At 70.0% G+C, this 21,510-nt stretch carries 13 protein-coding genes; 8 read left to right on the plus strand and 5 right to left on the minus strand.

Annotated elements, in window-relative coordinates; translation table 11 throughout:
- The first annotated feature begins 2 nt into the window (after window positions 1-2).
- The 4 genes from CLV67_RS02375 to ppc all read left to right on the plus strand — a co-directional run bounded on the left by CLV67_RS02375 (window position 3) and on the right by ppc (window position 7,611).
- The gene (locus tag CLV67_RS02375; protein ID WP_239166136.1) at window positions 3-1,799 is read left to right on the plus strand and encodes a glycosyltransferase family 2 protein; all 1,797 of its coding nucleotides are present in this window, start codon (window positions 3-5) and stop codon (window positions 1,797-1,799) included.
- Window positions 1,796-3,742, plus strand: coding sequence for a radical copper oxidase GlxA (gene glxA, locus CLV67_RS02380; RefSeq protein WP_106315448.1), 1,947 nt, complete (start codon window positions 1,796-1,798; stop codon window positions 3,740-3,742). Before CLV67_RS02375 ends, glxA begins: the two co-directional genes overlap by 4 nt.
- A 4-nt stretch (window positions 3,743-3,746) precedes the next feature.
- Window positions 3,747-4,715 carry a glycoside hydrolase family 6 protein gene (locus CLV67_RS02385; RefSeq protein WP_106315449.1) on the plus strand — a complete coding sequence of 323 codons (969 nt, stop codon included), beginning with the start codon at window positions 3,747-3,749 and terminating at the stop codon, window positions 4,713-4,715.
- A 100-nt stretch (window positions 4,716-4,815) separates the two neighbouring features.
- On the plus strand, window positions 4,816-7,611 hold the full coding sequence (gene ppc / locus CLV67_RS02390; RefSeq protein ID WP_106315450.1) for a phosphoenolpyruvate carboxylase: 2,796 nt from the start codon (window positions 4,816-4,818) through the stop codon (window positions 7,609-7,611).
- A gap of 2,909 nt (window positions 7,612-10,520) precedes the next feature.
- On the opposite strand, the gene CLV67_RS02395 is transcribed toward ppc, so the two are convergent.
- The 5 genes from CLV67_RS02395 to CLV67_RS02415 form a co-directional block, all read right to left on the minus strand.
- Window positions 10,521-11,231, minus strand: coding sequence for an ABC transporter permease (locus CLV67_RS02395; protein ID WP_106315451.1), 711 nt, complete (start codon window positions 11,229-11,231; stop codon window positions 10,521-10,523).
- Window positions 11,231-12,181: an ABC transporter ATP-binding protein gene (locus tag CLV67_RS02400; RefSeq protein WP_106315452.1), complete on the minus strand. Its 951-nt coding sequence runs from the start codon at window positions 12,179-12,181 to the stop codon at window positions 11,231-11,233. Before CLV67_RS02400 ends, CLV67_RS02395 begins: the two co-directional genes overlap by 1 nt.
- Window positions 12,178-13,035 carry an ABC transporter permease gene (locus tag CLV67_RS02405; protein ID WP_106315453.1) on the minus strand — a complete coding sequence of 286 codons (858 nt, stop codon included), beginning with the start codon at window positions 13,033-13,035 and terminating at the stop codon, window positions 12,178-12,180. Before CLV67_RS02405 ends, CLV67_RS02400 begins: the two co-directional genes overlap by 4 nt.
- A complete protein-coding gene (locus tag CLV67_RS02410; protein ID WP_106315454.1) occupies window positions 13,028-13,942 on the minus strand; it encodes an ABC transporter ATP-binding protein in 915 nt (304 codons plus the stop codon). Before CLV67_RS02410 ends, CLV67_RS02405 begins: the two co-directional genes overlap by 8 nt.
- A 167-nt stretch (window positions 13,943-14,109) precedes the next feature.
- The gene (locus CLV67_RS02415; RefSeq protein WP_239166135.1) at window positions 14,110-15,417 is read right to left on the minus strand and encodes a glycosyl hydrolase; all 1,308 of its coding nucleotides are present in this window, start codon (window positions 15,415-15,417) and stop codon (window positions 14,110-14,112) included.
- A 181-nt stretch (window positions 15,418-15,598) separates the two neighbouring features.
- On the opposite strand from CLV67_RS02415, the gene cysC reads away from it, so the two are divergent.
- The 4 genes from cysC (at window position 15,599) to CLV67_RS02435 (ending at window position 21,509) form a co-directional block, all read left to right on the plus strand.
- Window positions 15,599-17,119, plus strand: coding sequence for an adenylyl-sulfate kinase (gene cysC, locus CLV67_RS02420; protein WP_106315455.1), 1,521 nt, complete (start codon window positions 15,599-15,601; stop codon window positions 17,117-17,119).
- Between the two features lie 90 nt (window positions 17,120-17,209).
- Window positions 17,210-18,922 (plus strand): Wzz/FepE/Etk N-terminal domain-containing protein, encoded by a 1,713-nt coding sequence (locus tag CLV67_RS02425; RefSeq protein ID WP_106315456.1) that lies wholly within the window; start codon window positions 17,210-17,212, stop codon window positions 18,920-18,922.
- The gene (locus CLV67_RS02430) at window positions 18,919-20,283 is read left to right on the plus strand and encodes a hypothetical protein (protein WP_106315457.1); all 1,365 of its coding nucleotides are present in this window, start codon (window positions 18,919-18,921) and stop codon (window positions 20,281-20,283) included. Before CLV67_RS02425 ends, CLV67_RS02430 begins: the two co-directional genes overlap by 4 nt.
- Window positions 20,280-21,509, plus strand: coding sequence for a hypothetical protein (locus CLV67_RS02435; RefSeq protein ID WP_106315458.1), 1,230 nt, complete (start codon window positions 20,280-20,282; stop codon window positions 21,507-21,509). The genes CLV67_RS02430 and CLV67_RS02435 overlap by 4 nt, the downstream gene beginning before the upstream one ends.
- Window position 21,510 lies beyond the last annotated feature (1 nt).

Consider the following 21,510-nt stretch of genomic DNA (forward strand, 5'->3'; position numbering starts at 1 on the left):
CGATGAGCATCCTGCACACCCCCGACCCGGGGGCCACTCAGCCTGTCCCGCTCATCGCCAAGGTTCCGCCGCAGCGCCCGCCGACCGGCCGCACCCCGATGCCGAGCGACGAGATGAACAGCACCCATCTGCTGCCCCGGCAGTCCGCCTACAGCGCCTACAGCGTGTTGGCCGGACCGGCTCGGGAGGCGCCCGCCGACGGGGAGGCGTACCGGGTCGGCATGCGGCGCCTGGACCGCAGCCGTCCGATCCGGACGCTGCTGATCACACTGTTCGCCTTCGCCTTCGAGAGCACCTTCTTCGGCTGGCTGATCACCTCGATCGAGATGCCCGACCAGCGGCTGCACACGATCCTCTACCTGGCCACCGGCTTCATGATCGTGGCGACCGCGGCGATCGAGCTGTTTCGCCTGGTCAACGTGGTGACGCTGTGTCTGGCCACGCTCTGGGCGCGGGATCCGCAGCCGGTCGTGCCGGACACGTCGCTGCGGGTCGCGTTCCTCACCACGATCGTGCCCGGCAAGGAGCCGGTGGAGATGGTGGAGCGGACCCTGCGGGCGGCACGTCAGGTGCGCTACGACGGGCCGTACGACGTGTGGCTGCTCGACGAGGGCGACGACCCGGTGGTCAAGCTGATGTGCCGGCGGCTCGGCGTGCGGCACTTCACCCGCCGCGGTGTCGAGGCGTTCAACACCCCGAGCGGCCGGTACAAGGCGAAGACCAAGCACGGCAACTACAACTCGTGGCTGACCGCGCACGGCGGCGACTACGACGTCTTCGTCTCGGTCGACCCCGACCACGTCCCGGCGCCGAACTTCTGCGAGCGGCTGCTCGGCTACTTCCGGGACCCGGATGTGGCGTTCGTGGTGGGGCCGCAGATCTACGGCAACTACGACAACCGGGTGACCCGCTGGGCCGAGTCCCAGCAGTACCTTTTCCACTCGCTGCTGCAGCGGGCCGGGAACCGGCGTGGCATGGCCATGCTGGTCGGCACCAACAACGCGGTGCGCATCTCGGCGATCGAGCAGATCGGCGGCCTGCAGGACTCGATCACCGAGGACATGGCCACCAGCCTGGAGATGCACGCCACGCGCAACCCGGTCACCGGCAGGCGCTGGAGTTCGGTCTACACCCCGGACGTGCTCGCGGTCGGCGAGGGGCCGTCCTCGTGGACCGACTACTTCACCCAGCAGCACCGCTGGTCGCGGGGCACCGACGAGGTGGTCGTGCGCCGGTTCGCCACGATGCTCCTGCGGCTCGGACCGGCGCGGGCGCTGCACTACGGGCTGCTCATGTCGTACTACCCGCTGACCGCGGCGGCGTGGCTGCTCGGGGCGCTGAACGCGGCCTGCTTCCTGCTGCTGGGCGCGAAGGGCGTACAGGTGCCGGGTGAGGTCTGGCTGATGCTCTATGTGGACGCCGCGCTCTTCCAGGTCGGCCTGTACCTGTTCAACCGGCGGCACAACGTCAGCCCGCACGAGACGTCCGGATCGTCGGGGCTGGCCGGGATGCTGGCGTCGACGCTGTGCACGCCGATCTACGTGTCGTCGCTGATGTCGGCGCTGCTGCGTCGTACGACCGGATTCGTGGTGACCCCGAAGGGCGACTCGACCAGCCCGGACCGGTTCGCCACGTTCGCGTCCGGCCTGCGCTGGGCGCTGCTCTACACCGTTCTGCTGGCCGTCTCGCCGTTCGTCGACCACGTCGATCCGGCCATGTACGCCTGGCCCGCTCTCAACCTCGCCATCTGCCTCACCCCGGTGACGCTGTGGCTGATCTCCCGGAGGAAAACGGCATGAAGCCCCGCACGCGTCCCTCACTCGCCCGCCGGACGGTGAGCGGGCTGGTCACGCTGGTGGTGCTGGCCGTCGTGGCGATCGCGAACCGCCCGATGGTCGCCGTCGCCGGTGAGGCCCTGCACACGTACCAGATCAATCGTCAGTCCTACAAGGAACGTCACGGGCACTGGGCGCGGCTGCCGGTGCCGCACGACTTCAAGGTCAACGCGATCCATGCGGCGCTGCTGCACACCGGCAAGGTGCTGATCATCGCGGGCAGCGGCAACAACAGGGACGCGTTCGAGGAGAAGTCGTTCCGGACCGTGCTCTACGACCCCCGCAAGGACGAGTTCACCGACGTGCCCACGCCGACCGACGTGTTCTGCGCGGGCCACACCTTCCTGCCGGACGGCAAGCTGCTGGTGGCCGGGGGCACGAAGTCGTACGAGGTGCTCGAGGAGGACGTGGAGCACGCCGCCGGGGTCATGAAGATCAAGAACGAGTCGCCGGGCGGTCCGCGGGTCTTCCCGAAGAACACCAGGCTGCTGTCGGCGACCGGTGAGGCGTACCGGACGCGCGCCAAACTGACCGTCCCGGCCGCCCGGAAGATGAGCCACGGTCCACACGCGACGCTGCACGCCGGCGAGGCGGAGGTCTGGGTCGACGCCGAGGCGAAGGGCGACCGGCCTGTGGTGAAGGCCCCCGCCCAGTACTCGATCGAGGGCCTGACCGGCGCAGACGTCCGCAACCTCTACGGCATCGCCGAAAAGATCACCAGAGAGAAGCAGGAGTACGGCGGAGACCGCACCTCCTACGAGTTCGACCCGCTGACCGAACGCTACGTGCGGACCGGCAACATGCGCGACCACCGGTGGTACCCGACCCTGATCGGCCTGACCGGCGGTGACGTGATCGCGGTCTCCGGGCTCGACCAATTCGGCCGGATCCTGCCCGGACGCAACGAGCGCTACCTGCCGGCGCAGCGCCGCTGGGTGGCCGCGCCCGAGCTGAAGCGCTACTTCCCCACGTACCCCGGCCTGCACCTGACAGCCGACGGGCGGGTCTTCTACTCCGGCTCCAACTCCGGATACGGCTCGGACACCGAGGGCCGGACCCCCGGGCTGTGGAACGTCGAGCGCAACACCTTCCAGGTCGTACCCGGCCTGCGCGACCCGCAGATGAACGAGACCAGTTCGTCGGTCCTGCTGCCACCGGCCCAGGACCAGCGGGTGATGATCCTCGGTGGCGGTGGGGTCGGCGAGTCGGAGGAGTCGACCGCGCGCACCGACATCGCCGACCTGGACGAGACGAGCCCGCGGTACCGGCCCGGCCCGGACCTGCCGAAACCGGCCCGCTACCTGTCGACCGTGGTGCTGCCGGACGACACGGTGCTCACCACCGGCGGCTCGTCCGGTTACCGGGGCGGGTCCTATCGGGGTGAGCCGCGCAGCGACCTGTTCAACGCGCAGATCTACCACCCGCGGCGCAACGCGTTCGAGACGGCCGCCGAGTCGACGGTCGGCCGCAACTACCACTCCGAGGCGATCCTGCTGCCCGACGGCCGGGTGATCACCATGGGTGGCGACCCGCTCTACGACAGGACCGGCAAGAACGCCGGCACCTTCGAGCAGCGGATCGAGATCTTCAGCCCGCCCTATCTTTTCAAGGGCGAGCGTCCGGAGATCACCGACGGTCCGGTCACGGTCGATCGAGGATCAACTGCCTTCTTCGGTACGCCGGACGCGTCGCGCATCGCGACGGCCCGGCTGGTCCGTCCCAGTGCGGTCACCCACGTCACGGACGTCGACCAGCGGTCCGTCGCGCTCGGTGTGCAGCGGTCGGCGAGCGGGCTCCAGGTGACAGTGCCGGAAAAGTCCGGTCTCGTGCCGTCTGGGTGGTACATGCTGTTTCTTGTGGACGACAAGGGAATCCCGTCGACGGCCCGCTGGGTCCGGGTGCGCTGAACCGATGGCACCCCCGACGGCACAGTACCGAGCACTGCTGATCTCAGCTCTGCTCGGCGCCACGCTGGGCGGCGCGGCGCCGGCCTCGGCGCTCTCCTCCGACCTCTACGTCGACCCGGGCGGGCTGGCCGCGCGATACGTACGCAACCTGCAGGTCTCCGGACGGCACGCGGAGGCCTCGGCCCTGCGGCGCATCGCCGACCAGCCGGCCGCGACGTGGTTCACCGACGCGCGGCCCGGGTTCGCCGACCGGGCCCGGAAGCTGGTCGGCGGGGCACGGGCGGCCGGGCGGACGGCCGTCGTGACGCTGTACTTCATCCCGCACCGGGACTGCCGGCAGTACTCGGCGGGCGGGGCGCGCAACGCGCGGACGTACCGTAATTGGATCTCTTCGATGGCTCTCGCCCTGCGCGGCCACCGAACCCTGGTGATCCTTGAACCGGACGCCGTGGCCCACGCCGTCCAGGGCTGCGTGGGCCCGCGCGCCACCACCCTCCGATACGCCCTGCTGGCACACGCCGTGGACACTCTGCGAGCGCAACCGGGCGTCGCGGTCTACCTGGACGCCGGGCACCCCGGCTGGATCTCCGCCGAACGGATGGCCCCGGCGCTGCGGCGCGCCGGCGGCACCCGCGCCCGAGGCTTCTCGCTCAATGTCGCCAACTTCCGGACCACCTCCGAGAACCTGAGGTACGGGACAGCGCTGTCCCGCCTCCTCAGCGGCCGGCACTTCGTCGTCGACACGAGTCGCAACGGCAACGGGCCGGCCCGGCGGAGCAAGGGCGACCGGCACTGGTGCAACCCGCCCGGACGCCGGCTCGGAGCCGCTCCGACGCTGCGCACCGGACATGCGCTCGTCGATGCGTACCTGTGGGTGAAACGCCCCGGAGAGTCCGACGGCACCTGCGGCGCGGGAGCCCCGCCCGCAGGTCAGTGGTACCCGGCCTATGCACGGAGTCTCGTCGGGTCATGAGACTCTTGACTCATTTCACCCCCTGACCGGGGTCCGCCGATAACATCGGCGAAGTCGGGACAGCGCCGTCCTGGAGCCATCCGAGCGAAGGAGCGCCCCGATGACAGAGCAGCCTGCCCTCGACGAGCGAGAGGGATCCGACGCCGCACTACGTGCCGACATCCGCCGGATCGGCACGTTGCTCGGTCAGACGCTGGCCCGGCAGGAGGGTCGTCCTCTTCTCGACCTGGTCGAGGAGGTCCGTGCCCTGGTTCGCCAGGACGCCGTGGCCGCCGCCGACCGGCTCGCGTCGATGGACATCACCACCGGCACCAAGCTGGCCCGCGCGTTCTCCACCTACTTCCACCTGGCCAACATCACCGAGCAGGTGCACCGGGCCCGCGACCTGCGGCGCCGCCGGGCGAAGAACGGCGGCTGGCTCGACCAGGCCGCCAAGCGGATCGCCGAGAAGGGTGTGCCGGCCGACGAGATCGCCGCCGCCGCCCGCCGGCTCGCCATCCGCCCGGTCTTCACCGCGCACCCCACCGAGGCCGCCCGCCGCTCGATCCTGTCGAAGCTGCGCCAGGTCGCCGACTCGCTCGACGCCGAGTCCGCTGCCGCCGCCCTCTACGGCGCCACCGACACCACCGCCTCCACCAGGCGGTTCGCCGAGCTCATCGACCTGCTCTGGCAGACCGACGAGCTGCGTCTCGACCGGCCGGACCCGACCGACGAGGCCCGCAACGCGGTCTACTACCTCAAGGACCTGTACGCCGACGCGGCGCCGCAGGTGCTCGACGACCTGGCCGACACGCTGCGCCGCCTCGGCGTCGAGACCGCGCCGACGTCCCGGCCGCTCACCTTCGGCTCGTGGATCGGCGGCGACCGTGACGGCAACCCGTTCGTCACGCCCAAGGTCACCAGCGAGGTCCTGCTCATCCAGCATGAGCACGGCATCCAGGCCACCGAGAAGGCGATGGACAAGCTGATCGACGAGCTGTCCGTCTCCCGGCGGCTGCGCGGCGTGTCGCTCGACCTGTCCGCCAGCCTCGCCCAGGACCTCGACAACCTGCCCGAGGTCGCGTCCCGCTTCCGCCGGGTCAACGCCGAGGAGCCGTACCGCCTCAAGGTCCGCGCCATCAAGGCGAAGCTCGCCAACACCCGGGGCCGGCTCGTCAACGGCACCCCGCACGTGCCCGGCCGCGACTACCTCGGCAGCGACGAGCTGATCAGCGACCTGGAGCTGATGCGCGCCTCGCTGGCCCGCAACTCCGGCCAGCTGTCCGCCGTCGGTGTCGTGTCCACCGCCATCCGCAACGCGTCCGCCTTCGGCCTGCAGCTGGCCACCCTGGACGTACGCGAGCACGCCGAGAAGCACCACGAGGTGCTCCTGCAGATGTACGCGCAGGTCGGCGAGGTGGACGACTACGCCACCCTGGATCGCGTGTCGCGTACCAAGCTGCTCGCCGCCGAACTGACCGGGCGCCGGCCGCTGTCGAACGCCGACACCCCGCTCACCGACTCGGCCCGCAAGACGTTCGACGTGTTCCACACGATCCGCAAGGCGCAGGAACGCTTCGGGCCGGACGTCATCGAGTCGTACATCATCTCGATGACCCTCGGTGTCGACGACGTGCTCGCCGCGGCCGTGCTGGCCCGCGAGGCAGGCCTCGTCGACATCCACACCGGGCGCGCCCAGGTCGACATCATCCCGCTGCTGGAGACCCCCGCCGAGTTGGACGCCGGCGGCGACCTGCTCGACGAGATGCTCTCCATCCCGGCCTACCGGGAGATCGTCCGCGCTCGCGGCGACCTGCAGGAGGTCATGCTCGGCTACTCGGACTCCAACAAGGAGGCCGGTATCACCACCAGCCAGTGGCGGATCCACAAGGCGCAGCGCTCCCTGCGCGACGTGGCGGCCCGGCACGGCGTCCGGCTCCGGCTCTTCCACGGCCGCGGCGGCACCGTCGGCCGTGGTGGTGGCCCCACCCACGAGGCGATCCTGGCGCAGCCGTACGGCACGCTCGACGGCGCCATCAAGGTGACCGAGCAGGGTGAGGTCATCTCCGACAAGTACACGGTGCCCGCCCTGGCCCGGGAGAACCTGGAACTCACCGTCGCCGCGGTCCTGCAGGCCACCCTGCTGCACACCAGCATCTCGGTCGACCCGGTCCGCCTGGACGTGTGGGACTCGGTCATGGACACCGCCTCCGACGCGGCGTTCACCCAGTACCGTTCGCTCGTCGAGGACCCGGACCTGGCCGCCTACTTCTGGGCCGCCACCCCCACGGAGCTGCTCGGGGCCCTCAACATCGGCTCCCGTCCCGCCAAGCGCCCCAACGCGGACGCCGGCCTCAGCGGCCTGCGCGCCATCCCGTGGGTGTTCGGCTGGACCCAGACCCGCCAGATCGTCCCCGGCTGGTTCGGCGTAGGCACCGGCCTGGCCGCCGTCCGCGCCGCCGGCCTGGGCGACGAACTCGACGCCATGAACAAGAACTGGCAGTTCTTCCGCACGTTCCTGTCGAACGTCGAGATGATGCTCGCCAAGACCGACCTGTCGATCGCCCGCCGCTACGTGGAGACCCTGGTCCCCGAGGAGCTGCGCCCCATCTTCACCAAGATCGAGCAGGAGTACGCCCTGACCGTCCAGGAGGTCCTGGCGATCACCGGCGGCACCGAGATCCTGTCCTTGCAACCGGAGCTGTCCCGCACCCTCAGCGTCCGCGACACCTACCTGGAGCCGCTGCACCACCTGCAGGTGGCCTTGCTCCGCCAGTACCGCGACCTGGGCGAGGCCGGCCGCCAGATGCCGACCGCACCGGGCGCCCGCCGCGGCCCGTCCGACTCCACGGCCCTGGAGAGGGCCCTGCTGACGACGGTCAACGGTATTGCGGCCGGCATGCGCAACACAGGCTGACATCGGCCGCTGACCGATACGAGGGCCCCCGCGATCGCGGGGGCCCTCGTTCTCGTTGCACACGGGCCGGGTTCGTCGGTACGCGGATGCTCGGTCCAGCGGCCCCCGCCGTTCGCGCAACGTCTTCGTTTCTCGCCTTCCCTTCCTGCCTTCCCTCACCCTCCTGCCCTTCGCCTCCCACCGGCGCCATCCCGACGGTCTATTCCGGTCTCGCCCTCCCAACCTGTTCTCCCCCCGCCCTGCCTTCCCGGCCTCACCCTCCCTGCCCTTCGTCTTCCCCACCCGCCAACCCCGGTCACCTTCCTCACCCGCTATCCCGGCGTCGCCTTCCTTTCGCGGTTTTCCCCTATTCGTCGCTTTGTCCGGCACCGCCATCCCCGGCGCCCGCCTTCCACAGCCTCACCCTCTTGCACGCCCACCTTCCCGGCACCGCCATCCTTGGCCCGCCCTCTCCCACCCCACCTTCCCGGCACCGCTTTCCTCGGCGCCCGCCTTCCACAGCCCCGCCCTCTCCCACGCCCACCTTCCCAGCACCGCCATCCTCAGCGCCCCGCCTTCCACAGCCCCGCCCTCTCCCACGCCCACCTTCCCGGCACCGCCATCCTCGGCGCCCGCCTTCCACAGCCCGCCATCCTCGGCGCCGGCCTTTCCCGCCCTGCCTTCCCGGCCGCCATCTATGAGCCCGCCTTTCCCGCCCTGCCCTCCACGGTGCCGTTTACCTACCCCGCCATCCCGGCATGACGTCCGCAGAATCGTTCAGACCATCGTCTTGCGGATTGGCATGATCGACTGCTTACAATTCGGCGCGGTTGCGCGGAAGAATTCATTTATGGGGCAGGCTTCATTGTTCGGCAGGGCGCAGATATCGGCGATGCGCGATCGGACTGCGGCTCGTAATTACTCTCCCGCTCGGGAGGAATTCCGCCGTGAGCATGAAAGGCATCGTGCGTGGGGGTTGCGGCGCCGCCATGCTGAGAAGCTTGGCCGTCTCCGGCAGGCCGAGCCCGCGTTCGGCCACAACTCCTCAAGGCCCGCTCCGGGGGTTACGAGTCCGACCGACCGGTGCGGGGCTCCCTCATCGGCGCCGCACTCATCGTCTACATCGGCGAAGCCGACGTCAGCCGGTCACACGTCAGCAGGCCAGGCACCAGCACCTTCCCCGGCCAAGCCGACCACCGCCCGCCCGGTGTCAGCACCTCCCACGGCCAAGCCGACCACCGCCCGCCCGGTGTCAGCACCTCCCGCGACCATCGCCTGCCAGGTGTCAGCACCTCCCGCGACGAAACCGACCACCGCAGCCCGCCAGGGGCCGACTGGCCCGCAGTCCGCATCCACACAGGCGCAACGCGCAACACTCGAGCAGGCCTTGGCCCATCCGCAAGCAGCGCCCGCGCCTGGGCAGTCGGCAAAGCTCGGGCAGGCACCAACCCGCAGTTGGTCCGCACCCACATCGACGCATCCAGCAACACCCGGCCCGACGACAGTCCCTCTGAACCCAGAACAATCGATGATGCTCCTGGCAGCTGTCGCCCTCGCCACGACGCAGCCGCAGTCAGCACCCCTGCCGGCGCGGCAAGCAGGAGCCGGTCCGGCGGCGGCCCGCCGGTATTCCGCGCTCGTGTCGGCGCAGCCAGCGGTACTCGATCTGAGGCGAGCCCGCCTGCGGGTGACGGCTGCACTGAGGCAGCCTCCAGGTCCTTGCCTGCGGGCGGCTCGCTCACGAGGTATTACACCGCCTGATCTCAGGCGGTATGCGGTAGCCCACGCATTTCCCCGGCGAATACGAAATAGATGGCGGAGGCTTCGTTTACGACCAGGATATTTGGCGTGGCGGCTGGATTGCTCGCCGCGCCGATCGACTCACTCTTGGCATCTATTGATTATTTCGGTTACCGCAGGATGGCGACTAAGGCCACACTCGGCAATCTTGGATACGGCCGGGTTCGGGACTATCACCGAGCGGTGGCCGAGGTTAGATCGGACGACACTTTTTAACAAGCTTGATGCTTTGTTGTTTTGAGGCTCCTGGCTCCCATGGGGCGAAGCCCTGAATAGGTGGGTGGTCAGCTGTGGCCCTCCTCGCGGTGGCGGTTTGGTGGTGATCATTTCTGGTCGCTGCCTAATCGGTGCTGCTCAGGTCGGCCCTTCGGGGATGTTCTGCTCCTGTTCGGAAGCGCCGGGAGCACCATCGCCCCGGCGGCCCCAGCAGCCTGATCGTCCCGACGTTCCCGGTAGCCCTGATCGTCCGACGTTCCCGGATGCCTAATCTTCGCGACGTTCCCGGTAGCCCTGATCGTCGCGACGTTCCCGGTAGCCCCAATTGTCCCGGCAACCCCGATCGCCACGATGGTCCCGGTGACCCAAGTGCCCGGCAGCCCTACCCGTCCCGACGCTCCCGGTAGCCCAACCGGAAACAAACCATGGCCGGAGCTTCGTGGCGGCCGGAGTCGAAAGCAAGGGCCCGGCCGGGGATTAAACAGAGGGGGCGCGATGGTGATCAACCGTTGAGAAGGCTGGGTGTCTTGCCATGCGGATGAAGCCCGCCGCCCGCGGATGGGAGCGCGGACGGCGGGCGGGTATTGCAGGGCCAGTAGTGCAGAGCCGGTGATACAAGGCCGGTGGTACCAAGCCCGTGACGCAAGGCCGGCGATGCAAGACCCTTGCTGCAAGGCCAGCGGTGCAGGGCCGGTGATGCAAGGCCGGTGATGCAAGACCCTTGGTGCAAGGCCGGTAATGCAGAGCCCTCGGTGCAAGGCCGGTAATGCAGAGCCCTCGGTGCAAGGCCGGTAATGCAGAGCCCTCGGTGCAAGGCCGGTGATGCAAGACCCTTGCTGCAGGGCCGGTGGTACAAGCCCCGGTAGTCCGGTCGTGCAGGGCCGGGGAATCGGGGCCGGTGGTTCGGGGAGTCGTCAGCTCGTTTCGCCGGCCAGGCTGAAAGAGCCCAGGCGGTTGATGGCGGCTACGGTGCCCAGAACCGTGAAGATTGCGCTCATGACGATTGCCGTGGTCAGGCCGATCGTGGACTCCAGGATGGCGGTCGGGGCGATCTTGTCGGCGATGGTGATGACGTACTGGCCGATGGCCAGGTTCTTCGTGCCGCTGACGAAGTTTCCGAGCAGGCCCTCCCAGACCAGGATGTAGACCAGGCCGACCAGGACCGGGCGACGGCTCACCAGGCTGAAAAGCAGGAACAACGCCGAATATGCCAGCGCGCCCACGACGGCGGCCACGGCCAGGGCCGCGCCCAGTTTCACCGAGCCGGCCAGCACGCCGGTGACGAACAGGGGCACGGCCGAGACCACGGCGGTCACCGAGGCGGCCACCGCGTACTTCGCCAGGATGATCTCGCGGCGGGCCAGGGGCTTGGTGAGAATGTGGACGATCGTGCCGTCGTCGATCTCCGAGCCCAGGACGCCGGTGCCTACGATCAGGGCCACCACGGGGAGCACCACGACTAGGCCCAGGCCGACGATGACCGCCTGGCCCCACATGTCGGGCGACACGTCGTACGCCCGGCAGATCGCGGCCAGGCCGATCAGCAGGAGGGGCAGCGGCAGGAGCAGCAGTGCCCGGCGGCGGCCGAAGAGGCCGCGCGCGGTGATGAAAGCGACCGTGGACATCAGCCCTCCAGCAGGTAGGAGAAGACGCTCTCCAGGGACTCGTCGGACGGCACCACCTGGCGCAGCCGGATGCCCTGGTCGAGCGCGATACGGGGCAGCGCGCGGGTGAAGCTGCCGTAGTCGGAGGCCCGCACGGTCAGGCCGGTGGCCTCGATCTCGATGCCGGCGACCGACTTCTCGGCGATCAGCGAGACGGCAAGGCGGCGGTCGTCGGAGCTGCGCACGGCGAAGACGTGCGGCCGGTTCGTCATGAGGCGGCGGATCTTGCGGTAGTCGCCGGAGGCGGCCAGGCGGCCGGCGACGATCACCTGGACCAGGCCAGCGACCTGCTCGACCTCCTCCAGGATGTGCGAGCTGAACAGGATGGTGTGGCCGTTGTCGCCGAGGCGGTGCAGCAGCTCCATCATGTGCATCCGCTGACGCGGGTCCATGCCGTTGAACGGCTCGTCGAGCAGCAGCACCCGCGGCTCGTGCACCAGTGCGGCGGCGACCCGCGTGCGCTGGCGCATGCCCTTGGAGAAAGTCTCGATACGACGCTCGGCGGCGTCGGTCATCTCGACGAGTTCGAGGGCGCGCTGGGCGGCGCCGGCGGGGTCCCGCAGTTTCTGCATCTTGGCGCAGGCGGTCACGAACTGGCGTGCCGTCAGGTAGCCGTGGACCGACTCCCGCTCGGTGACCAGGCCGAGGTCACGGTAGACGGCCGGGTTGCGCCAGGTGGGCTTGCCGTCGATGGTGACGGTGCCGCGCGAAGGGGCGAGGAACCCCGCCATCATGTGCAGCACGGTGGTCTTGCCGGCGCCGTTCGGGCCGAGCAGGCCGGTCACGCCGGGGTGCAGCGACATGGAGATGTCGTTGACCGCGACCACGTTGCCGTACCACCGGGAGACGGTGGACAGCTCGACCACGCCGGTCGTGGTGGGCGTCTCGGCCGGGAGCGTCTGGGTGGTCACAGCGAGGCCACCTTCCGGTAGCGGGCCAGCAGGATGAGGAGGCAGGCGACGATCAGGGAGACCGCCTCGATGCCGTAGACCGGGCCGAAGCGGCCCAGCTCGATCTCGAAGTCGCCACCCATCCACTGCCCGACCGCGATGAGCAGGAACGGCGGGCTGGCCAGGAAGGCCAGCTGGTTGGCGGTGGTGGACGGCAGGGAGCTGAGCACACCCACGATCGGTGTGGTCACCAGGAACACCGCGACGATGCCACCGGCCGCGAACGCCTGCTTGCCGGTCAGGGAGGCGACCAGCAGGCTGATACCGGCGAACATCAGGGCGCAGAGGAGGCTGAAACCCCAGCCCGGCAGCAGGTCGCCGAGCTCGTTCCACACGCCCTTGAAGCCGTCCTTGGTGGTGAACGCCCCGCCGAGGAACATGATGAACTGCGGTACGCCGAGGAGCAGCCACACCGCGCTCACCATGGCCGCGTACTTGGCGATGACGTAGTCGGCGGCGCGCAAGGGCCGGCTGAAGTAGAGCGGAAGCGTGCCGGCCCGCAGATCACGGGAGACCAGCTGCGGTGCGACGATCGCCGCGAAGAAGATGATCAGGAAGTTCATCTGCACGGTGAACTGCGTGTAGGTGAGGATCGTCTCCCCGATGACGGAGCGGACCGCGGCCGCGATCACCGCGACCAGGAGCATGATGCCGAAGACCAGCCAGGGGAAGATCTTCGCCTTGGCGGATCGGCCCAGCCCGAACGCCGCGCGCAGCCCGTGCACGTAGAGCGCCTGCTGCATCGCGAACCGGCCCAGCCGCGGGCCCTCGTATCGCTGGTATCCGATGTCATGGATGACGCCGGCCTCAGACATCGGCCGTCTCCTTCGTGGTGAAGAGCTCGGCGACGCGGTGCCGACGCTGGTCGAGGCGGTGCAGGTTGAGGTCGAGGTCGGTGACGGCGTGCAGGATCCGGTCGTAGGCCTCGTCCGACTCCAGAGGCACGAGGAGCATGCGGCCGTCCCGGGTGACCACCAGACCGCGCTGCTCGAGTGCGGCGGCCAGCTCGTCGGTGCCGTCGGCGACCTCGACCGCGAGGATGTCGGACGCCTCGGTCATGGAGGAGATCCGGTCGGCGCGCAGGAGGCGGCCGCCCTCGATGGCGATGAGGGAGTCGCAGATCCGCTCGACCTCGCCGAGCAGGTGCGAGCAGACGACCACGGAGATGCCGAACTCGTTGCCGATCCGGTGGATCAGGCTGAGCATCGCGTCGCGGCCGGCCGGGTCGAGGCCGTTGGTCGGCTCGTCGAGCAGCAGCAGGTCGGGGTCGTGCACGAGTGCCTGGGCCAGCTTGACCCGCTGCTTCATGCCGGTGGAGTAGCCACCGATCTGCCGATACCGCTCCTCGTAGAGGCCGACGTGCCGCAGAGCCTCGGAGGCGCGCTCGCGGGCCGTGGTCTTCGGCAGCCCGCTCATCCGGCCCAGATGGGTCACGAATTCGGCGGCCGAGACGTCCGGCGGCAGGCAGTCGTTCTCCGGCATGTAGCCGACGCGGGCGCGGACCTGGTCGGTCTGGGTGACCGGGTCGAGGTTGAAGACCCGGACGCTGCCGCCGCTGGGCGCCAGCAGTCCGAGCATGATCTTGATGAAGGTGCTCTTGCCGGCGCCGTTGGCGCCGACCAAGCCGATGACGCCGGCATCGACGGCGACGGTCAGGTCCGCGAGGGCGGTCACCCCGCCGCCGTACGTCTTGGTCAGCCCGTCCGTAACGATGATGGTCACGCGCTCAGCCTAGAAAGCCGCCGCACTCAATCGGATCCGGATTACCCCTGAGGCTCTCTCAGGGTCTCTCAGCCTCCTCTCAGCTGACGCTCACCGAGGAAGGGAGGGAGGCGACAGACAGGCAGGCGGGAGGAAGGCAGGTAGACGGGCAGGCGGGCAGGCGGGCATCAGCTGACGCTCACCTGGAACACCGGCAGCTTGCCGAGGCGGCGGTACTCGCGTAGCGCGTCCGGCGTGCTGTCCACCGACGAGTCCTGCCCCTTGTGGTTGGCCGGGGTCTCGAAGTGGACCATCGCCTTGATCTTGGGGAACCGGCCGATCTGGTCGCCCACCTCGCGGTAGAACTCGGCCATGTGGTCCGGGTTGCGCTTGGAGAACCAGACGCCCCATTCGGCGACCATGAGCGGTTTGCCCGGATGCCGCCGGGTCACCCAGTTGTAGAAGCCCGGCCAGTTCGGCTTGCTCGCCGACCGGCGGTTGAGCAGCTCGTCGAAGTCGCCGTGGCCGTAACCGGGGTCGCTGTAGGAGTAGGTGTCGAAGCCGATCCAGTCGACCACGTCGTTGCCCGGGTACATGTGCTGGAACCAGCTCTTGGTCGTGTGCGGCACATACGCCATGTGAACCAGGACGGTCACCACGTTGTGGGCGCCCTTGGCCCGCAGCCGCTTCACCACGTGCCGGAACATCGCGGCGTAGTCGCGGGCGGTGTAGCCGGAGCCGGCCCTCTCGCGCACCTGGTCCTCGGCCTCGTGGTGGATCGCGAAGAAGAACTTCTCCCGGTAGTTCTGCCTGATGTGCGAGGCGAGCCGGTCGAGGAACTCATCGGTACGCCGGTCACCGCGGGCGATCTGGGCCCAGGTGGCGCTCTCCGGTTTCCAGTTGAGCAGCAGGATCCGCTTGCGGCCGGGTTCGCGGGAGATGGCGATCTCCTGCTCGGTGGGGAAGAGCTGCCGGATCCCGCGGTGGTAGGCGTGGAACACCGCCTGGTGGCGGCCGGTCTTGCGCTCGAACTCGGCGAGCGCCTGTACTCCACGGGCCTCGGTGCGCGCGCCGGGCGCCACTCCCCAGAGCACGCCACAGGTCGGGACGAGCTTGGAGCCGGTACGGCAGCGCCGCTCCCCGGACTCCTGCGGATGACTGATCAGCCGGTCGACCCCGGCTCCGGTGGCCATGGGCAGCGGGGTCCAGCCCGGGGTGGCGCCGGGCCGGGGCGCGAGCCCGTCGGGCAGCGGGGCCGGGGCGAACGTCCCGACCGGCGGTGCGGGTGGCGTCACGGCCGGGTCGGTGAAGCCGGTCGGGACGGCTCGGCCGGGCCGATCGGCCGGGTCGGCGGGGGCAGGGGGATCGACGAAAGCGGGTGGGCCGTACGGAACCCCGAGCTGGTCGACGCCTCCGGTCCACGCCCAGGAGAGCGTGGTTGTCACGGACATGGCGAACGCCGTGGTCAGCGCGGCGATGCGCAGGCTCTTTCTCACAATGGCCGAGTATCAAAGGATCATGCCCGAATGTCCAGTAACACCATGATTTAAACCCAAATAGGTATTTCGTGGCTTTCATCCAGACTGGGGAAAGATCACGATTCGATCGACAGCCCGACTCGACCCACTCGATCGGGCCTGGAAAACTGTCCCCCAAACAGCAGCAGGGGGATTCGAAGTGAATGGTTCGGTACTTCCCGAGGACGTTCTCCGTGACGCTCCCTCCTTCACGCCGCGCCCCTATGAGCTGGCGGATCTCGAGCTGCTGCTCTCCGGCGCGTATGCGCCGCTCACCGGCTTCCTCGGGCGCGCCGACCTGGCCGCCCTGTCCCGCACCGGCCGCCTCGCCGACGGCACGCCGTGGCCGGTCCCGGTGACCTGCGAGGTGCCCGGTGAGGTGGCGTCCGTGCTGGACCCGTCCGACCCGGGCCGCCGCGCCCTGGTGCTCACCGACATGGAGGGTGCCCCGGTCGCCGCGATCGAGGTGACCGACGTCTGGCAGACCGGCGAGAACCGGTTCGGCATCGGTGGCCCGGTCCGCCGGATGGGTGACGGCGGGCACGGCCCGTTCCAGCGGCTGCGCCGCACGCCGGAGGAGGTCCGGGCGCTGATGCCACCGGGCCGGGTGCTCGGCGTGATCGCCGACCGGCCGCTGCACCGGCCGCAACTGGCGCAGATCGCGCACGCCGCCCGTACCCTCGCGGCTCATCTCTTGATCTTGATCCCGGTCAGCGGACCGGGACCGGACGGCCTGCCTCCGGAGGCGCTGGTCCGCTCGATCTTCGCGGCTCGCGACCGGATGCCCCCGGCAACCGTGGTGGCCGTGCCGCTGCTCACCCGTGGCGACGAGATGCGTGACGCGCTCCTGCGCGCCCGGGTCGCCGGCGCGTACGGCGTGACCCACGTGCTGTCCACCGGCGACACCCTCTCCGGGGCGGGTCTGCGCGTGCTGGTCCCGCGTGAGCTCGCCTACGACAACCGGGACGGTCAGTGGCGCTGGCGCGACGACATCCCTCCGCGCAACCGCCGCCTGGCGATGCCCCCGGCCGAGATCGACGACCTGCTCGACCGGGGTTTCCCGCTGCCCGAGTGGCACACCCCGCCGGCCGTCGCCAAGGAACTGTCCCGGGTACGCCCGCCGCGCCGGCACCGTGGTCTCGTGGTGTTCTTCACCGGCCTGTCCGGTTCCGGCAAGTCGACGGTCGCCCGCAACCTGGCCGACGCCATGCGGGAGAACGGGGATCGCACCATCACCCTGCTCGACGGTGACGTGGTGCGTCGCGAGCTGACCGCCGGCCTCGGCTTCAGCAAGGCCGACCGGGACCGCAACGTGCGCCGGATCGGCTGGGTGGCCGCCGAGGTGGGCCGCCATCGGGGCATGGCGGTGGCCTGTCCGATCGCGCCCTACGACGCGGCACGGCGGGCGGCACGGCGGATGGCGGTCGAGGCGGGGGCCGGGTTCATCCTGATCCATGTGGCGACGCCGCTCGAGGTCTGCGAGAGCCGGGATCGCAAGGGGTTGTACGCCCGGGCGCGCGCCGGCCAGCTGCGTGGCATGACCGGAATCGACGACCCGTACGAGGAGCCGGCCGACGCCCAGCTGACGCTGGACACCACGACGATGACCGTTCCCGAGGCGGTCGAGATGGTGCTCGGTTACCTGGTCGAGAACGGGTGGGTGGAGCCCAAACTGACCTGACCCCATCACTCCCGGCGGGTTCGGGACGTTAGCCCTCTGGGGCGAAACGCCCAAACCGACACACCTTTCCCGGAAGGTCGCCGAAGACTGATGGAACCGTCCCGCCCCTCGTCCGATCTCTCGCACTACCTCGGTGCGTTCCGCCGGCACTGGTGGATCGCCCTGGTGGCCACGGGTGCCGGCCTGGGTGGCGGCGCGGTCCTGACCCAGGCCATGCCGAAGGTCTACGAGTCGTCCGCCTCGGTGCTCGTCGAATCGGTCGGCCAGGACACCAACGCCGAGGGTGGCCGGACCAAGGGCACCGTCAACCTGGACACCGAGGCCCAGCTGGTCGGCTCCGGGGCGGTCGCGGTCAAGGCGGCCACCCTGCTGCGCAGCGACGTGTCGCCGATCGAACTGGCCAAGTCGGTGTCGGTACAGGTGCCGGCGAACACCACCGTCCTGGTGATCACCTTCAAGGCGGACGATCCGCGGGAGGCGCAGGCCGGTTCGCACGCGTTCGCCGAGGCGTACCTGCGCAACCGAGAGGAGACCGCCCGTGCCCAGCTGGACAAGCGGATCCGCTCGCTCAACCTCAAGGTCCGGCAGCTGACCACGGTCCTGACCGGGATCAACGCGAAACTGGCCGTCGCGGCCAAGGGCAGCTCCACCGAGAGCAACCTGCAGAGCCTGCGCAACAACTCGCAGAACCAGCTCAACTCGCTGACCGGACGCCTCAACGAGCTGACCACCACGATGGTCGGTGGCGGCAGCATCATCAGCGACTCCCGACTGCCCGAGGAACCGACCAGCCCGAACGCGTGGCTCAACATCGGCACCGGCGGCATGCTCGGCCTGTTGCTCGGGCTCGGACTGGCCTACCTGCGGGAACGCTTCGACCGGCGGCTCGTCACCCCGAACGACGTCCGCGACCGGGGCCGGGTTGCGGTGCTGGCCGCGCTGGACGAACGCAGCACCCCGCACTTCGACGACGTGCTGCAGCCGTACGGGCCGGGCGGGCGGGTGTTCAACCGGCTGCGCAACGAGGTGCTCGCGGCACTGCGCGACGACGACCGGATCATCGTGGTCACCGGCACCAGCCGCGGCTCGGCGAGCACGCTGGTCGCTGCGAACCTGGCGGCGGCGCTGGCCCGTACCGGAAGTGATGTCGTCCTGATCGGCGCCCACCTGCCGGACAGCGTCATCGACGCGGCGCCGCTGGCCCGGATGTTCGGGGTCTCGGCGATGCCCGGCCTCTCCGACCTGCTGGCCGGACGGGTGAGCCTGACCCGCGCCCTGCAGCGCACCCCGCGTATCCCTTCGCTGCGCGTGGTCACCACCGGCGGTGCGGCCACCGCGGCCGGGCTGATGCAGTCGCAGCGACTCAAGGACACCCTGCAGACGCTGCGCCAGCAGGGTGGATACGTGGTCATCGAGGCGCCGTCGACCAGCAGCAGCGCGGACGCGCAGAGCCTGGCCAGCCTCGCCGACGCGGCGATCCTCGCGGTCGAGCTGCGCCGGTCCCGGCGGCCGGCCCTGGTCGACGCCACCGAGCAGCTGCAGCGGGTCGGCACGCGCCTGCTCGGCGCCGTGGTGCTGCCGCGGCTCGCCGAGATGCGCCCGGCCGATCCGATCGTGCCCGCGATCACCCTGCCCGCCCCGATCGAGGATGACGCGGACGCGGACGGCGCGGCCGCGGGCGAGGGCCCGACCCAGCAGCTCTCGTTCGCCGGCAGGCAGCGTCCGGGCGGTCAGGACGGCGGCGACGCCACCGCGGTCATCGACCTCACCAGCGCCGGCACCGCGGACGGCGACGACAAGTGACCGCGGTCGCGGCGGTGGCGCACGCCGAGCCCGCACCGCGAACCACCAAGAACCGGGCGCTGCCCGCCTGGCCGGTCGCCGGCGTCCTGCTGTTCTACCCGCTCTGGTGGGCGCTCGGCCTGGGCGTGCTGATCTTCCCGATGGCGGCCGCGGTGATGCTGTTCCTGCTGATCCGGCGGCGTGCGGCCGGACGGGCACTGCGGCTGCCACCGGGCTTCGCCTGGTGGGCGATCTTCCTGATCGCGGTCGTGGCCAGCATCGCGGCGCTGGGCGCGGACCCGGCGGGCACGGTCGCCGAACGCGCGAGCGACCGGCTGGTCGCCGTGGTCTACAAGCTTTCGATGTACGTCTCGCTGACCGTCCTGCTGATCTACGCCGGCAACCTGACCGAGGCGGAACTGTCCCGCCGCCGGCTCGTACGGCTGCTCGGCGGCATGTTCGTGCTGACCGTGGCGGGCGGGCTGCTCGGCATGGTGGCCGGGAACTTCGAGTTCACCGCGCCGATCGAGTGGCTGCTGCCGTCCGGAGTTCGCAACAAGGGCTTCGTGCGGTCGCTCGTGCATCCGTACGCCGCGCAGATCATGGACATCGTCGGCGACGCCAAACCGCGCCCGGCCGCCCCGTGGGGCTACACCAACACCTGGGGCAACAACTTCTGCCTGCTCGCACCGTGGCTCGTGGTGGCCGCCTGGTGGAGCCGCAGTTCCGGAAAGAAGTTCCTGGCCGTGCTCTGCCTGGCCGTCTCGGTGGTCCCGGCGGTCGCCTCGCTGAACCGCGGGCTGTGGATCGGTGTCGGCCTGCTGGTGCTCTACGTGGCGTTCCGCTACGTGATGGCCGGCCGGCTCTGGATCCTCGCGTTGCTGCCGATGATGGCGGGCGGTCTGACGCTGGCCATGATCGCCACGCCGCTCGGCGACACGGTGGAGGCCCGGCTCGACAACGGCAAGTCCAACGGCGTCCGCTCGTTCCTGATCGACAAGGCGCTCGACGGATTCACCAGCTCACCGGTGATCGGATACGGCGGCACCCGCAACACCCTCGGCGGGCGCAACTCGATCACCGTGGGCGAGAGCGCGGGCTGTGAGCGCTGCGGCAACTTCACGGTCGGCGGCAACGGGCAGCTCTGGCAGTTGATCTATGCGCACGGTGCGGCCGGCACCGTGGGCTATCTGGGCTTCTTCGCGTACGGCCTGTGGCGGTTCCGCCGCGACCGGAGCCCCATCGGCATCGCCGGCAGCGCGGCGCTCGTGACGTCGTTCTCCGCGATGCTCTGGTACAACTCGCTGGTCACCCCTCTGGCCTTCATGGTTCTGGCATATGCGCTGCTCTGGCGCAACTGGACAGATGGGGAGAACACTTGAGCCCGGTTAAGACCGCCCCCGCGGAACTGACCGCCGGAGACGCCGCCCTCCGGACCCAGTACCTGACCGAGGTGCTCGCACTGCTCTATCCACGGCCGTGCCGGACCGACGGCACAGCCGGCCCGCTCGTGACCGAGTACCTCGTGGTCCCGAACGCGCACCGGCCACGCCTGCTGGTGCCGACGCTCTCGCCCGCGGTCGCCGCCGCGGCGGTACGCAGGTACGCCGAACCGCAGTCCCGGATGGCCCGGCTCAAACGGGACGCCGTGGTGGCGGCCGTGCGCACCCGCGCCACCGGCTTGCTGTTCCGCGACCGGATCCGCGTGACCGGCCCGGTGTCGGCCGGCATCGACGGCTACCTGAGTGACGCCCTGCGCCGCGACCTCGCGGTGAGCATCCACATCGGTCCGGCCCGGGCCAACCGCAAGCCGGTGCTCCAGCTGCTCAGCCCCGATGGCGACACGTTCGCCTTCGGCAAGATCGGAACCGGCCCGCTGACCCGCAGCCTGGTCAAGGCCGAGACCGCGGCCCTGATCGCGCTCGCGAACAGCGGCCTGCGCAAGCTGACCGTTCCCCGGGTGCTGCACGCCGGCCAGTGGCGGAACATGCAGGTGCTGGTCCAGTCGGCGCTGCCGGTCTGGCTGCCCCGCGCGCCGCTGACCCAGCGCCGGCTCACCGCCGCGATGCTCGACATCGCCGGCTGCTGCGGGCACACCACCGGGCCGCTGACCGGCAGCGGGTACTGGCACGAGCTGAAGTCCCGGCTGGCCGCGGTCGCCGACCGGCCGGAGGGCGCCGGGCTGGCCGCCGCCGTGGACGTGCTGGCCGCGCACAGCGGGGAGACCACGCTGCGGTACGGCGCGTGGCACGGCGACTGGGCCCCCTGGAACATGGCGAACCTCGCCGACACGCTGCTCGTCTGGGACTGGGAGCGGTTCGCCACCGGTGTGCCGCTCGGCTTCGACGCCATCCACCACGAGCTGCAGAAACGTATCCAGTCCACCGGTGACGCCCGGGCCGCGGTCGAGGCGACCGTGCACCGGGCCGACGAGCTGCTCGCCCCGTTCGGGGTGGCGCCGGTGGCCCGCGAGATCACCGCCCTGCTCTACCTGGTCGACCTCGCGGTCCGTTACCTGACCGACAAACAGGCCGAGGCCGGCGCCCGGCTCGGCGTGCTCGGGACCTGGCTGCTGCCGGTGCTGATCCGGCGTGTGGAGGAGCTCTAGA

This window comes from Actinoplanes italicus (assembly GCF_003001815.1).
Taxonomy (GTDB): domain Bacteria; phylum Actinomycetota; class Actinomycetes; order Mycobacteriales; family Micromonosporaceae; genus Actinoplanes; species Actinoplanes italicus.